The sequence below is a fragment of the Catenuloplanes sp. NPDC051500 genome (genome assembly GCF_044454585.1).
Taxonomy (GTDB): domain Bacteria; phylum Actinomycetota; class Actinomycetes; order Mycobacteriales; family Micromonosporaceae; genus Catenuloplanes.
In genome coordinates, this window is record NZ_JBITDX010000005.1 from 1 (window position 1) to 12,509 (window position 12,509).

The 12,509-nt window shown below is 71.5% G+C and carries 13 protein-coding genes and 1 pseudogene; 8 read left to right on the forward strand and 6 right to left on the reverse strand.

Translation table 11 applies throughout. The annotated features are described in order from the left end of the window. Positions 1-188: pseudogene (locus tag ACIA8K_RS11705) on the forward strand (AAA family ATPase); the annotation flags it as partial. Between the two features lie 57 nt (positions 189-245). Here the strand turns inward: ACIA8K_RS11705 and ACIA8K_RS11710 are convergent. Beyond that, entirely contained in the window at positions 246-1,118 is an 873-nt protein-coding gene (locus tag ACIA8K_RS11710) for an A/G-specific adenine glycosylase (protein ID WP_396057671.1), read from the reverse strand. Between the two features lie 97 nt (positions 1,119-1,215). Between ACIA8K_RS11710 and ACIA8K_RS11715 the strand changes: the two genes are divergently transcribed. The 3 genes from ACIA8K_RS11715 to ACIA8K_RS11725 all read left to right on the forward strand — a co-directional run bounded on the left by ACIA8K_RS11715 (position 1,216) and on the right by ACIA8K_RS11725 (position 3,086). Continuing rightward, positions 1,216-1,728, forward strand: coding sequence for a glycine cleavage system protein R (locus tag ACIA8K_RS11715; protein WP_396057673.1), 513 nt, complete (start codon positions 1,216-1,218; stop codon positions 1,726-1,728). Further along, positions 1,725-2,285 carry a peptide deformylase gene (locus ACIA8K_RS11720; protein WP_396057675.1) on the forward strand — a complete coding sequence of 187 codons (561 nt, stop codon included), beginning with the start codon at positions 1,725-1,727 and terminating at the stop codon, positions 2,283-2,285. The genes ACIA8K_RS11715 and ACIA8K_RS11720 overlap by 4 nt, the downstream gene beginning before the upstream one ends. Before the next feature lie 144 nt (positions 2,286-2,429). After that, positions 2,430-3,086: a hypothetical protein gene (locus tag ACIA8K_RS11725; protein ID WP_396057677.1), complete on the forward strand. Its 657-nt coding sequence runs from the start codon at positions 2,430-2,432 to the stop codon at positions 3,084-3,086. Positions 3,087-3,316: 230 nt separating this feature from the next. Here the strand turns inward: ACIA8K_RS11725 and disA are convergent, their stop codons facing one another. The 4 genes from disA to ACIA8K_RS11745 form a co-directional block, all read right to left on the reverse strand. Beyond that, positions 3,317-4,501 carry a DNA integrity scanning diadenylate cyclase DisA gene (gene disA / locus ACIA8K_RS11730; RefSeq protein WP_396057679.1) on the reverse strand — a complete coding sequence of 395 codons (1,185 nt, stop codon included), beginning with the start codon at positions 4,499-4,501 and terminating at the stop codon, positions 3,317-3,319. A 100-nt stretch (positions 4,502-4,601) separates the two neighbouring features. Beyond that, complete coding sequence (gene radA, locus ACIA8K_RS11735) at positions 4,602-6,044, reverse strand: DNA repair protein RadA (RefSeq protein WP_396057681.1); 1,443 nt, start codon at positions 6,042-6,044, stop codon at positions 4,602-4,604. An 82-nt stretch (positions 6,045-6,126) separates the two neighbouring features. Next, positions 6,127-6,921 (reverse strand): hypothetical protein, encoded by a 795-nt coding sequence (locus ACIA8K_RS11740; RefSeq protein ID WP_396057683.1) that lies wholly within the window; start codon positions 6,919-6,921, stop codon positions 6,127-6,129. A 100-nt stretch (positions 6,922-7,021) separates the two neighbouring features. Next, positions 7,022-7,864 (reverse strand): UbiA family prenyltransferase, encoded by an 843-nt coding sequence (locus ACIA8K_RS11745; protein ID WP_396057685.1) that lies wholly within the window; start codon positions 7,862-7,864, stop codon positions 7,022-7,024. 47 nt (positions 7,865-7,911) lie between these two features. Here ACIA8K_RS11745 and ACIA8K_RS11750 point away from each other — a divergent pair, with 47 nt between their 5' ends. Continuing rightward, the gene (locus ACIA8K_RS11750; protein WP_396057687.1) at positions 7,912-8,631 is read left to right on the forward strand and encodes a methyltransferase domain-containing protein; all 720 of its coding nucleotides are present in this window, start codon (positions 7,912-7,914) and stop codon (positions 8,629-8,631) included. Continuing rightward, a complete protein-coding gene (locus ACIA8K_RS11755; RefSeq protein ID WP_396058499.1) occupies positions 8,631-9,665 on the forward strand; it encodes a type III polyketide synthase in 1,035 nt (344 codons plus the stop codon). The genes ACIA8K_RS11750 and ACIA8K_RS11755 overlap by 1 nt, the downstream gene beginning before the upstream one ends. A gap of 382 nt (positions 9,666-10,047) precedes the next feature. Here the strand turns inward: ACIA8K_RS11755 and ACIA8K_RS11760 are convergent, their stop codons facing one another. Next, on the reverse strand, positions 10,048-10,800 hold the full coding sequence (locus ACIA8K_RS11760; protein WP_396057689.1) for a hypothetical protein: 753 nt from the start codon (positions 10,798-10,800) through the stop codon (positions 10,048-10,050). A 468-nt stretch (positions 10,801-11,268) separates the two neighbouring features. Between ACIA8K_RS11760 and ACIA8K_RS11765 the strand changes: the two genes are divergently transcribed. Then, the gene (locus ACIA8K_RS11765; RefSeq protein WP_033342403.1) at positions 11,269-11,754 is read left to right on the forward strand and encodes a CarD family transcriptional regulator; all 486 of its coding nucleotides are present in this window, start codon (positions 11,269-11,271) and stop codon (positions 11,752-11,754) included. Positions 11,755-11,797: 43 nt separating this feature from the next. Further along, positions 11,798-12,505 (forward strand): 2-C-methyl-D-erythritol 4-phosphate cytidylyltransferase, encoded by a 708-nt coding sequence (gene ispD / locus ACIA8K_RS11770; protein WP_396057692.1) that lies wholly within the window; start codon positions 11,798-11,800, stop codon positions 12,503-12,505. Positions 12,506-12,509 lie beyond the last annotated feature (4 nt).

Here is a 12,509-nt window from a genome sequence, read left to right on the forward strand (position 1 = left end):
TCGAGGACAACCTGTCCGAGCGCATCCTCTTCAACGAGCTGCGCCCCGGCCACATCATCGTCGTCGACTGCGAAGGCGACCCGGACAACATCGACCAGTCCAAGCTGACGTTCACGGCTTCGGACCGGCCGGTCGAGGTACCGGAGAAGGTTCCGGCCGACCTCGGGGCCGCAACGACCGAGGAGTGACAGCCAGTCGGTGAAAAGGGGCCCCTCGGGGCCCCTTTTCTCATGTCAGGCAACGAATCACGGCAGCACGTAATGCTCTGGCAGGTCCGGCGCGTCCTTGGCGAGCCCGTCCGTCAGCAGCCCGGCCAGCGCGCGCTTCCGCTGTGCCTCATCCGGCCAGACCAGATCGATCCGGTGCCGGGACACCGGCGTCTCCGACTGCCGCAGCACCGCCATGATCAGGCCGCGGACGTGCCGGTCCGTGCCCGCGTACTTCTGCGGGCGCCGCGTCGGGCCCTCCGGCATCGGCTTGCCTGTCGCCTTCCACGCGCACGTCGACACGACCGGGCAGTCCGGGCACCGGGGCGACCGGGCGGTGCAGATCAGCGCGCCGATCTCCATGAACGCGGCGCTGGCCCGCGCGGCCCGGCCCGGCTCCACCGGCAGCAGCGCCTCGCACGCCACCAGGTCCGCCGGGGTGGTCGCCGGGCCCGCGTCCGGATCGCCGGCCACCGCCCGGGACACGAAGCGGCGTACGTTCGTGTCCACCACCGGGTGCCGCTGGCCGTATGCGAACGCGGCCACCGCCCGCGCCGTGTAGACGCCGATCCCCGGCAGGGCCAGCAGCTGGTCCAACTCGTCCGGCACCTCGCCGCCGTGCTCCGCCACCATGGCGGTCGCGCACGCGTGCAGGCGCAGTGCGCGCCGCGGGTAGCCGAGCCGGTCCCACATCCGGATCGCCTCACCGGGCGGGTCCTCGGCCAGTGCGGCAGGCGTCGGCCATCTCGCCATCCAGTTGCGCCAGGCGGGCAGCACCCGTACCACAGGCGTCTGTTGCAGCATCACCTCGCTGACCAGGATGGACCAGGGGGAGGCGTCCGGTTCCCGCCACGGAAGATCCCGGGCATTCGCGTCGAACCAGTCGATTGCGGTCTCGGCAATTATCGTCATCGCGCGACAATCCTGCCCGATCGAATCCGCGTCCCGCACGCTGGACCCTCCGGCGGGGGAACACGCCCCGGCCACCCCGCTCGGGGAGACTGCACGGGTGCAGGAGCTTGCGATCACCGTCATCGGCCGGGACCGGCCCGGCATCGTCGCCGACGTGGCCGGGGTGCTGGCCGGTCTGGGCGCCAACCTCACCGACTCCACGATGACCCGGCTACGCGGCCACTTCGCGATGACGCTCGTCTGCAACGGGCCGGAGGCCGGTGCGGTCGAGTCCGCGCTCGTGCCGCTCACCGCGGACGGGCAACTGCTCGCCACGGTACGGGCCGTCGAGCCGGACGCCGGCGGTGCACCACAGGGCGAGCCGTACCTGGTCAGCGTGCACGGCGCGGACCGGCTTGGCATCGTCGCGGCCGTCACCCGCGTGGTCGAGGAGGAGGGCGGCAACGTCACCGACCTCACCACCCGCCTGACCGGCCCGCTCTACCTGCTGATCGCCGAGGTGGACCTGCCACCCGCCGCGGCCGAGCGGCTGGCGGACCGGCTGCACGAGGTCGCGAAGGAGCTGGACGTCGAGGTGACGTTGCGGCACGCGGAAACGGATCTGCTGTGACCGCCCCGCTCGACGACCTGGCCGGGTGGACGCCGGAGGCGCTCGGTGAGCCCGGGGCGCCGCGCACCGTGGTCACCGCGCCCGACCCCGCGCTCAGCCGGGCCGGCGTCGAGGTCGACCCCTGCGACCCGGAGACCGTCCGGCTCGCCGCCGACCTGATCGCCACCATGCGCGTCTCGCCCGGCTGCGTCGGCCTGGCCGCGCCGCAGGTAGGCGTGAGCGCCCAGGTCTTCTGCGTGAACGTGATCGGCCACCCGAAGGCGGTCACCGTGCACGGTACGTTCGCGCTCTGCAACGCCACAGTGGTCGAGGCGAGCCGGTGGCGGCCCGGACGCGAGGGCTGCATGTCAGTGCCGGACCTGACAGGTGACGTGAAGCGGGCCAGCCGGCTCGTGGTCGAGGCCCAGCTACCCGGCACCGGAATGACCGTGAAGTTCGCGGCGGACGGATTCGAGGCGCGCGCGCTCCAGCATGAGATCGATCACTGCGCGGGGCTGCTCTTCCTGGACAGGGTGGCCGGCGCGCATGCGGTGTACCAACGCAAGGTCTACCTGTGAGTGATACTCACGGCGCGTCGCACCCGCCGCGCGCGTATCGCTCGATACGGTGACCCCATCATGAGAATGACGGTTGGACCCCACCCACCCGCCGTCTACTGGCGGAGACGCGCGGTTGTCATCGGCGCGATACTCGTTGTCGTCATGGTGATTGTCTACTCGTGCGTCGGCAGAGGCGGCAACGGCACGCCGAACGCCCAACCCGGATCGACGGGTACACCCTCACCCGGCGCGGACACCACCAACTCCCCGCAGGCCTCCGCCACGGTGCTGACGCCGCAGACGAACCCGCCCGGCCAGGACCAGTCGTTCGCTCCGGCGCCGGAGGGCGGCTCGGCCAACCTTCCCGGCGCGCAGGAGTCGCTCTTCCCCACCGCGGGCGCGGACGGCATCGTGGTCGGCAACGGCGGTTGCGCCCAGGGCGCGATCACGATCACCGGCGTGACAGACAAGACCACCACGCAGCGGGGTACGGAGCTGCGCTTCCAGCTGAAGGTCAAGAACTCCTCGACCGCACCCTGCACAGTGGACGTCGGTTCCAAGGAGCAGGAGATGTACCTGAAGAAGGGCGCGGAGACGGTCTGGTCGTCGGACATCTGCAGCGACCCCGGCGTGTCGAACATGCGCACCTTCGCGGCAGGCGAGGAGACGATAATCGGCACCGCGGTCTGGAACGGCAAGGACTCCTCGAAGTGCGCCGGCGGCTGGCCCGCCGGCGTGGCCCCGGAGTCCGGCTCCTACCAGTTCTTCGGCCGCCTCTCCCGCCAGATCACCACCCCGATAGCGATCGAACTCAGCTAGCTGGTCGTCGCTTCGCTCCTCCAGGCTCGACGCCACGGCTAGTTAGCTGGTCGTCGCTTCGCTCCTCCGGGCTCGACGCCACGGCTGAAGAAAGGCGGTGTCAGGCAGACGAAGAGCGTGTCTGACTGACACCGACTTTCTTCAGTCGTCCGCGCCTCACGACGTGGTCGAGACCCGCGGGGGGTCATGGGAAACTGCAGACGAAGGACGTGTTTGGCCGGGTTTCAGGCTCAGACGTAGCGTTCGAGGATGCTTGCCTCGGCCAGGCGGGAGAGGCCCTCGCGGACGCTGCGGGCGCGGGCGTCGCCCACGCCGTCGACCGCCTGAAGGTCCTCGACCGTGGCGCCGAGCAGTCGCTGCAGGCTGCCGAAGTGGTCGACAAGCCGGTCGACCACGCTGCCGGGCAGCCTCGGCACCTTTGCCAGGAGGCGGTAACCGCGCGGGCTGACCGGTGCGTCAAGCGCGTCGGACGCCGGCGGGTAGCCGATCGACTTCGCGACCGCGACCAGGTCGATGAGCTCGGCGGCGGACAGCAGGTCCAGCTCGACAAGTGCCTCGTCAAGCGTGCGGGCCTTCCGCCCGGTCGGCAGGTAGTCGCGGATGACAAGCGTGCGGTCCGCGTCGACGCCGGCCATCAGCTCGTCCAGCTGCAGTGCGAGCAGGCGGCCGTCCGTGCCGAGCTCCACCACGTAGCCGGCGATCTCGTCCGCGATGCGGCGGACCATCTCCAGCCGCTGCACGACCGCCACCGCGTCCCGGACCGTGACCAGGTCCTCGATCTCCAGCGCGGAGAGCGTGCCGGAGACCTCGTCCAACCGCAGCTTGTACCGCTCCAGCGTGGCCAGCGCCTGATTGGCCCGGCTCATGATCGCGGCGGAGTCGTCGAGCACGTGGCGCTGGCCGTTCACGTACAGCCCGATGATGTGCATCGACTGGCTGACGGAGATCACCGGGTAGCCGGTCTGCTTCGCCACGCGCTCGGCCGTGCGGTGCCGGGTGCCGGACTCCTCGGTGTAGATGTCCGGGTTCGGCATCAGGTGCACTGCGGCGCGGACGATGCGGGTGCCGTCGCTGGACAGCACCACCGCGCCGTCCATCTTGCACAGCTCGCGCAGCCGGGTCGAGGAGAACTCCACGTCAAGCGCGAAGCCGCCGGTGCAGAGCGACTCGACCGTCGTGTCGTAGCCGAGCACGATCAGCGCGCCGGTGCGGCCGCGCAGGATGCGCTCAAGCCCGTCGCGGAGTGCGGTGCCGGGCGCCATCAGAGCGAGGTTGGCCCGGAGCGGGTCGCCGACGGCGCTGGACCCGTTGAGCCCGGGGGAGCCGGTCACGGCGCGAGCGGGTGAGCCGACCACGCTTGCGCGGCCGGGAAGGCTGGCACCAGCGGACGTGCTGGCATCTCCGTCGATCGGCACCCGCACAGTCTACGGACCGTCATCCACGGGCCGCCGTTGCGGTTCGGCCGCAACACCACACAGTGATCTTGCATCACGTTGAGTGACCTCCCCGCCGGTTTCACTCTGCCGAGAATCGGGCGGCCCACTGTAGCGCGCTGCGCAGGTCGCCGACCTCCTCTACCCGCATACCCTCAGGTGTAATCCCGGTGGATGCGGGGCCGCAGCCGGGCGGGACCAGCGCGAACTTGAAGCCGAGCCGGGCCGCCTCGGCCAGCCGCCGGGGCGCCGCACCGACCCGCCGCACCTCGCCGGTCAGCCCGACCTCGCCGATCGCGGCAAGCGTCGGCTGGAGCGCGAGATTGAGCCCGCCGGACGCGACGGCCAGCGCCATCGCCAGGTCGGCCGCGGGCTCGGTCACCCGGATCCCACCGACCGTGGCCGCGAAGACCTCCTTGTCGTGAAGCGTCAGCCGCTCGACCCGGCGCTGCAGCACGGCCAGGACCATGGCGAGCCGCGCGCTGTCCAGCCCGGAGACCGTGCGCCGCGGCGAGCCCGGGACCGTGCCGCCGATCAGCGCCTGAACCTCGGTGAGCAGCGCGCGCCGGCCCTCCATGGCCACCGTCACACAGGTGCCGGGCACCGGCTCCGCATAGCGGGTGAGGAACAGCCCGGACGGGTCGGAGAGGCTGCTGATGCCGCCCTCGTGCATCTCGAAGCAGCCCACCTCGTCGGCGGCACCGAACCGGTTCTTGATGCCGCGGACCAGCCGCAGCGACGAGTGCTTGTCGCCCTCGAAGTGAAGCACCACGTCGACCAGGTGCTCAAGCACGCGCGGACCGGCCACGTTGCCGTCCTTCGTCACGTGGCCGACAAGCACCGTCGCGATGCCGCGCTCCTTGGCGATGCTGACGAGCGTGGCGGTGACCGCGCGGACCTGGGTGACGCCGCCGGCCACGCCGTCGTTGGTCCCGGTGGAGATGGTCTGGACGGAGTCGACGATCAGCAGGCCGGGCTTGACCGCATCGAGGTGGCCGATGACCGCGCCGAGGTCGCTCTCGGCCGCGAGGTAGAGCTTGTCGTGCAGCGCGCCCATCCGCTCCGCGCGCAGCCGCACCTGACTGACCGACTCCTCGCCGCTGACCACCAGCGACGGCGTCTCACCGGCCTCGGCCCAGCGCTGGGCCACGTCGAGCAGCAGCGTGGACTTGCCCACGCCCGGCTCACCGGCGAGCAGCACCACGGCGCCGGGCACCATGCCGCCGCCGAGCACCCGGTCCAGCTCCGGGATGTGGGTCGAGCGGGCCTTGGCCGGTGCGGCGCTGATCTGCGAGATCGGCCGGGCCGGCTCCGCGGGCAGGCGCGAGCTGACCACCTTGCCGGACACGACGGGGCTGGGCGCCGCCTCGATGACCGAGCCCCACTCGCCGCACTCCGGGCAGCGGCCCACCCACTTGGGAGGCTGATGGCCGCAGGCGTCGCACTGGTAGTTCGGGCGGGGCTCCTTGGCGCCGCCGGAGCGGGCGCGGGTGGAGGAGGCGCCGCGGGGCACGGGTCGGGTCACCGCGCAACCGTAGCCACTCCCTACGACAAAAAGCCCGTCCGTCGCGCCGGTGTGGCGCAGCGGACGGGCTCCCGAAGTCGTTCTACTCGTGCTCTTCGGCCTCGCCGGCCTCGCGCGGCGCCGCCGTCAGCGGGATCGCGACCGGCGTCTTGACCGTGAGCAGCTCACTCTGCTGCCCGTCCTGCGTCACCTGGAACGTCAACGTGACCGCCATGCCGCTGCGCAGCGCCGCTGCCAGCCCGACCAGCGACAGCTGCTGCGCGCTCTCCGGCGTGAACGTCACGATGCTGCTCGCCGGGATGGTGATCTGCGCCGGCTGCCCGGCCGGAACCGCGGGCGTGACAGGTGCGGTCGGAGTGGCCGAACCACCTGCGCTCGGCGTGACGGAACCGGATGCGTCAGGCGTCGCGGAACCGGACGTGTTAGGCGCCGCGGCCTCACCCTCGGGCGACTCGGGCGCCTTCGGCGTCGGAGACGTCGAACCAGTCGGCGTCGGCGTGCTGCCCGCACCTGCCGGAGTCTCGGCGCCGGAGGTCAGCAGGACCTGCCGGGCGGACGTCACGGTCGGGTCGGAACCCTCCGGCGCGCCCAGGCCGATCTGCACGGTGAGCGGGTTGCGGGTCTGGTTGACGAGCGCGACCGACACCGGCGCGGATCCACCGGCCGGGTAGCCCTCGACACCCTCGTACGCCACGGCGAGCCCACGCACGGCTAGCTTTCCGTCCGCCGAGTTCGCGGAGACGCCGGAGACCGAGGCCTGCTTCAGCGCCGTCTCGGCGATCTGCCCGGCACTGCAGCCGGTCACAGCGAGAGCGACCGCGGCGGCTCCCACCGCGAGGCGCAGAGCCCGGCGGCTCACCGTCATCGAGCGCGTCACGTCGGTCCTCCTCGAACTACTACCAGAACGCGAGCTGGCCGGGCTTCAGCGTAGTTGGCCGTGATCCGCTTCGTGAGCCGACCCGCCAACTGTCCGGCGCTCACCCCACCGAACCGCCCGCGACCAGCAGAACCACGTCGATCAGCGCGACCGCGATGACCGAGCGGAACGCCGCATGCGAGCGCTGCCCACGTGCGGTGGCGGCGCGGGCGGCGAGCCAGCCGGCGGGCAGCGTGAGGGCCGCGGCGGCCAGCGCGGCGATGCCCACCCAGGACGGCGGCCCCGGCGGTCCGAACGCGAGCGTGACCGTCGCGCCGAGCAGCAGCACGGCCGCGGCGATCCGGGACGCGGTCGCGCCGATCCGGTGCGGCAGGCCGCGTACCCCGGTGGTCAGGTCGTCCTCCAGATCGGGCAGCACGTTGGCGAAGTGTGCGCCGCCGCCGATCAGCCCACCGGCCAGGACCAGCCACAGCGGCGGCGTGGGCGCGCCCGGCAACGCAAGCACGACGAACGCGGGCAGCGCGCCGAACGAGACCACATAGGGCAGCACGGAGAACGCTGTGCGCTTCAGCGGCGCGTTGTAGAGCAGCGCCGAGACCAGCGCAAGCGTGATGCAGGCCGCGCCCGGCAGCGTGGTGAAGAGCCCGATCACCGGTACGGCGAGCGCGGACACCGCCGCCGCGACTCCCACGGCCGTACGGCTCACCGCACCCGTGGCGACCGGTTTGTCAGGCCGCCCCACCGCCCGGTCCCGCCGCGCGTCGAGCCAGTCGTTGCTCCAGCCGACCGCGGCCTGACTGGCCAGCACTGTCGCGGTGATGAGCGCGCCGCGCCCGAACGTGTGCCCGGCACCGGCCGCCAGCAGCGCGCTCACCGTGGTCACCGCGAGCCCGGGCTCGGGATGGGCGGCGCGGAACAGGGCGTGGAACTTTCCGAGGGCCATAACGCGTCAGTCTGGCCCTTCCCGCCGACTCGTGCCAGGCTCGACGGATGGCCCCGCCCCAGGTGACGGCGCGGAACGATCCCCGGCAGTACGACCTCCTCGCCGGGGAATGGTGGCGTCCGGGTGGCCTCTTCGAGTTGCTGCACTGGCTGGCCGTCGCGCGCGCCGCGTTGATCCCGCCCGCGCCCCGGGCGGGTGCGTTGCTTGTCGACGTGGGCTGTGGCGCCGGTCTGCTGGCCCCCCACCTGCGCGACCGCGGCTATCGGCACGTCGGCCTGGACCTGACCGCGTCCGCGCTGGTCCGGGCGCGTGCCCAGGGCGTCGTCCCGGTGCGTGCGGACGCCGCCCGCCTGCCGCTGCCGGACGGCATCGCGGACGTGGTGGTCGCGGGCGAACTGCTGGAGCACGTGCCGGACCTGCCGGCCACGGTCGCGGAGCTGTGCCGGGTACTGCGCCCCGGCGGCCTGCTCGTCCTCGACACGCTCAACGACACGCTGCTCAGCCGCCTGGTCACGATCACCGTCGCGGAGTTCCTGGTGCCGCGGGCACGTGGCATCCACGATGCCCGGTTCTATGTGGACCCGGCCCGGCTGACCGCGCTCTGCGCACGTCACGGTGTGAGGCTGCGGATCCGGGGTACCCGTCCGGGCCTGACCGCGCTCACCGGCTGGCTGCTGGGCCGGCCGGTGCCGGAACACGCCCGCCGTATGCGCCCGACCAGGTCGACCGCCGTTGCTTACCAGGGATTGGGGCTGAAACAGTGGTGATCTTGGGTGGCACGGGGGTGGCGTCGCTTCCGGCCGCGAGCCAGGCCGAGCTGTGGTCCGGATACTTCGCCTCGCACTACACCGGGCGGGTCGCCGCGATCGCGGAGAAGATCTTCACCAACTCCGGCGTGCGCACCCGGCAGGCCGCGGTCAGCCCGCTCGACGAGGACGTCTCCGGCTGGTCCACGGAGCAGCGCATGCGCCGTTACCAGGAGGAAGCGCTGCCGCTCGGCAAGGAGGCGGTGGAGCGCGCGCTCGTCTCGTCCGGCCTCGCCGCCGACGACGTCGGGCTCTTCGCGGTCTGCTCCTGCACCGGCTACGCCACGCCCGGCCTGGACATCCTGCTCGCCCGCGACCTGGGCATGTCGCCACGCACGCAGCGCCTCTTCATCGGCCACATGGGCTGTTACGCCGCGCTGCCCGGCCTCGGCGCGGTCTCCGACTTCGTGACCGCGCGCGGCCGGCCAGCGCTGCTGCTCTGCGCGGAGCTGACCAGCCTGCACATCCAGCCGCCCGCCGCCAGGCTGGAGACCCAGCAGGTGGTCTCGCACGCGCTCTTCGGCGACGCCGCCGTGGCCGTGGTGCTCCAGCCGGAGGAGCACGGATACGCCGTGCGCGAGATCGCCGCCCTCACCGATCCGACCACCGCCGACCACATGTCCTGGGAGGTGACCGACCTCGGCTTCCGGATGGGCCTGTCCGCCCGCGTCCCGCAGGTGCTCGCCCGGCACGTCCGCCCGATGGTCGACGACCTGCTGGCCAACCACGGTCTGACCGTGGCCGACGTCGACGGCTGGGCCGTGCACCCCGGCGGCCCCCGGATCCTGGAGACGGTCGAGCGCCACCTTGACCTCCCGGAGACCGCGCTGGCCGAGTCCCGCGCCGTCCTCGCCGCCCACGGCAACTGCTCGTCCGCGACCGTTCTCCTGATCCTGGACGCGCTCCGCCGCCGGCCCACCCCGCCGCGCCGCATCCTGGCCCTCGCCTTCGGCCCCGGCCTGACGCTCTACGCAGCCTTTATCGAACGCGTGTGAAAGCCGCTTCACCACATTCCGATAAAAGGCGTAATTCGCATTCAAAAATCAAGATCTAATTCATTGTCCCGCTCCCGCGGTGGTGGCGGCCCGCACGCTCCCGCGGGCAAACCGGAGCGTCGGGCTCCGCTGGCGCTCCGCACGTCGCTCCGGAGCCGGTTCCGCCGTGGTTGAAACCCCTGTCAAGATCAACGCTGCCGCCACTCCGGACGCGCATCGCCGCAGGCTTTGCTCTGCTTACCTAGTCCGGGACCTGCACGGACCGCTCTGCTTACCTGGCGGAAATCACCCATATCGTCCACTGCCTGGCGAGCGGTGAGCCACCGAATCGTCCTGCCTGCCGCGGTGGTGAACCCGCTGGCCTGCGGTGGGGGTGAGCAGGTCAGGTCAGGGCTTCGAGGGGGAGGCGGTACTCGTCCACGGTGGTGGCGGACGGGATGGTGCGGAGGATCTCGTTCGTGCCGGTGACCAGTAGGACCGCACCCTGGCCGGTCGGGTCGGGGAGGTCGGTCACCGCGCGCAGCGTGCCCGACTGGTCGGTGAGCCGGGTGAGGTTCGGCTCAGGGCCGGGCGGGGCGGATACGGGTGTCCTGCTGACCGCGACCACGCGGACGCCCGGCGGCGCGACCTCAAGCGTCTGGCGCAGCAGTTCGTCGCAGGCGCATCCGTCGATGATCACGAAGACGGCGGGGAGCAGGCCTCGCACTGGCGTGCTGCCGCCGTCCGTGCCGATGAGGTCGAGCGCGGGGAGCGTGCGGCCAGGGCTGGGCGTGTGGCCGGCCGTCGTGCGCTGGATGGCCGGCGGGCGGGGCTGGCCGAGCCAGCTGACCAGGAACAGGCTGGTCAGCGTCGTGATGATGGCGATACCCATGATCACGAGAGGGATGCGTAGTGCGGTCTCGCTCGGCGGGCGCGCCAGCCAGTCCACCGCGCGGGGGCGGTGGGGCTCCGACGGCGCGGGCGGGTCCTCGGTGAGGCGGCGTAGCTCACGCAGCTCGCGCCGGACCGCAGCCGCCTCGTCGGCGAGCGCGGAGGCATCGTCCGGTATGACGATCGATCGCCACTCCGGAGGGAGCTTCGGCAGGTCACTGTCGTCTGGAGGTGGTACGTCGCCGTTGCCGCCAAGCGTGCCCATCTGCGCTCCCTGACCGCCCGCCGTGACGTAGACCGGGGTCCGGCTTATAGCGTCCCGCACGCGGGCGTTCACCGCCAGTGGGGCGCGGGGTGGCCATCAGCGATAGAATAGGGCCGCCGCATCGTTGAGCCACCACCTCTTGCAAGACCGTGCAAGTTTTTCTGGCCCAGATTTCCTCGCCCCATCCTTGTCGTACGGACCGCCGCCGGCGCTCCGTTTCGCCCTGGTTGGGGTGGCTCGATCCAGACGTGCTGATCTGTCCGGCCTTAGCGACTGTCGATCTCGTCGGTAGCCGCAGGTCGGTGATGTATTGGTCACGCTGCGTCAGCGAATCATCTGAATGGCGCGCTGTCAAGCCCGAGAAAGACCTTTCACAGGGTCTCTGAGCTGCGCAAATGGTCAGGGTCGGGGTGGGACATCGGTGTCCGACCGTGTTACGCTAGACACAGCGAAAGGGGTTTCGAACCTATGGTTTTCAGTGTCGGCGAGACCGTTGTTTACCCCCACCACGGGGCCGCACTCATCGAGGCTATCGAGACTCGGGTCGTCAAGGGCGAGGAGAAGCTGTACCTCGTCCTGCGGGTCGCCCAGGGCGACCTGACGGTGCGGGTTCCCGCTGAGAACGCCGAGATCGTCGGTGTGCGTGAAGTGGTCGGAGAGGAAGGCCTCGGCAAGGTCTTCGATGTTCTCCGTGCCCCGCACACCGAGGAGCCGACCAACTGGTCGCGGCGTTACAAGGCAAACCTGGAAAAGCTGGCCTCCGGCAACCCGCTGAAGGTCGCTGAGGTCGTCCGCGACCTGTGGCGTCGTGAGCGGGAGCGGGGCCTTTCCGCCGGCGAGAAGCGCATGCTGGCGAAGGCTCGGGACATTCTCGTCGGCGAGGTGGCTCTCGCCGAGAAGAGCACCAAGGACGAGGCGGAGACCCTCCTCGACAAGGTCCTCACCGAGGCCTGATCCACGGCCTGTGTTCCACCCCGATAAACGACAGGACCGCGACGTGACCGCGCACCTTGACCCGCGCGGTGACGTCGCGGTCCTTGTTCCTGCCGCCGGTGCCGGCGTCAGGCTCGGCCCGGGCGGCCCCAAGGCGTTACGTCTGCTCGGTGGTGAGCCGCTGCTGGTGCACGCGGTGCGCCGGGCCGCCGCCGCCCGTGGTGTCCGGCTGATCGTGGTCGCGGCACCCCCGGCGGACGTGGCGTTCGTCCGGGAGCTGCTCGCGCCGGTCGCGGAGGTGACGGTCGTTCCCGGTGGGGCGGACCGGCAGTCCTCCGTGTCGGCCGCGCTCTCGGTCGTACCCCCGGAGGTCGATGTCGTTCTTGTGCACGACGCGGCTCGGGCGCTGGCCCCGGCCGCGCTTGTCGAGTCGGTCGCCGCGGCCGTGCGGGGCGGTGCCGGCGCGGTGATCCCGGTGCTGCCGGTGGTCGACACGATCAAGGAGGTCGACGCGTCCGAGGTGGTCCTCGGCACCGTTGACCGATCCACGCTGCGCGCGGTGCAGACCCCGCAGGGCTTCCGGCGCGACCTGCTCGTCGCCGCGCATGCGGCAGCGGTCGCGGCGCACACCGACGACGCCGGCATGGTGGAGAAGCTGGGCGAGCGCGTGCTCTGCGTGCCCGGCTCGGACCATGCCATGAAGATCACCCGCCCGATCGACCTGGTGCTCGCGGAGTACCTGCTCGGTCATGAGGCAGGATCCACCGCGTGATCAT

Excerpts from the sequence above, each read along its gene's own strand:
- ACIA8K_RS11710 (WP_396057671.1), bottom strand. The coding sequence starts at position 1,118 with ATGACGATAATTGCCGAGACCGCAATCGACTGGTTCGACGCGAATGCC.
- ACIA8K_RS11725 (WP_396057677.1), top strand. The coding sequence starts at position 2,430 with ATGGTGATTGTCTACTCGTGCGTCGGCAGAGGCGGCAACGGCACGCCG.
- ACIA8K_RS11745 (WP_396057685.1), bottom strand. The coding sequence starts at position 7,864 with ATGGCCCTCGGAAAGTTCCACGCCCTGTTCCGCGCCGCCCATCCCGAG.
- ACIA8K_RS11750 (WP_396057687.1), top strand. The coding sequence starts at position 7,912 with ATGGCCCCGCCCCAGGTGACGGCGCGGAACGATCCCCGGCAGTACGAC.
- ACIA8K_RS11760 (WP_396057689.1), bottom strand. The coding sequence starts at position 10,800 with ATGGGCACGCTTGGCGGCAACGGCGACGTACCACCTCCAGACGACAGT.
- ACIA8K_RS11765 (WP_033342403.1), top strand. The coding sequence starts at position 11,269 with ATGGTTTTCAGTGTCGGCGAGACCGTTGTTTACCCCCACCACGGGGCC.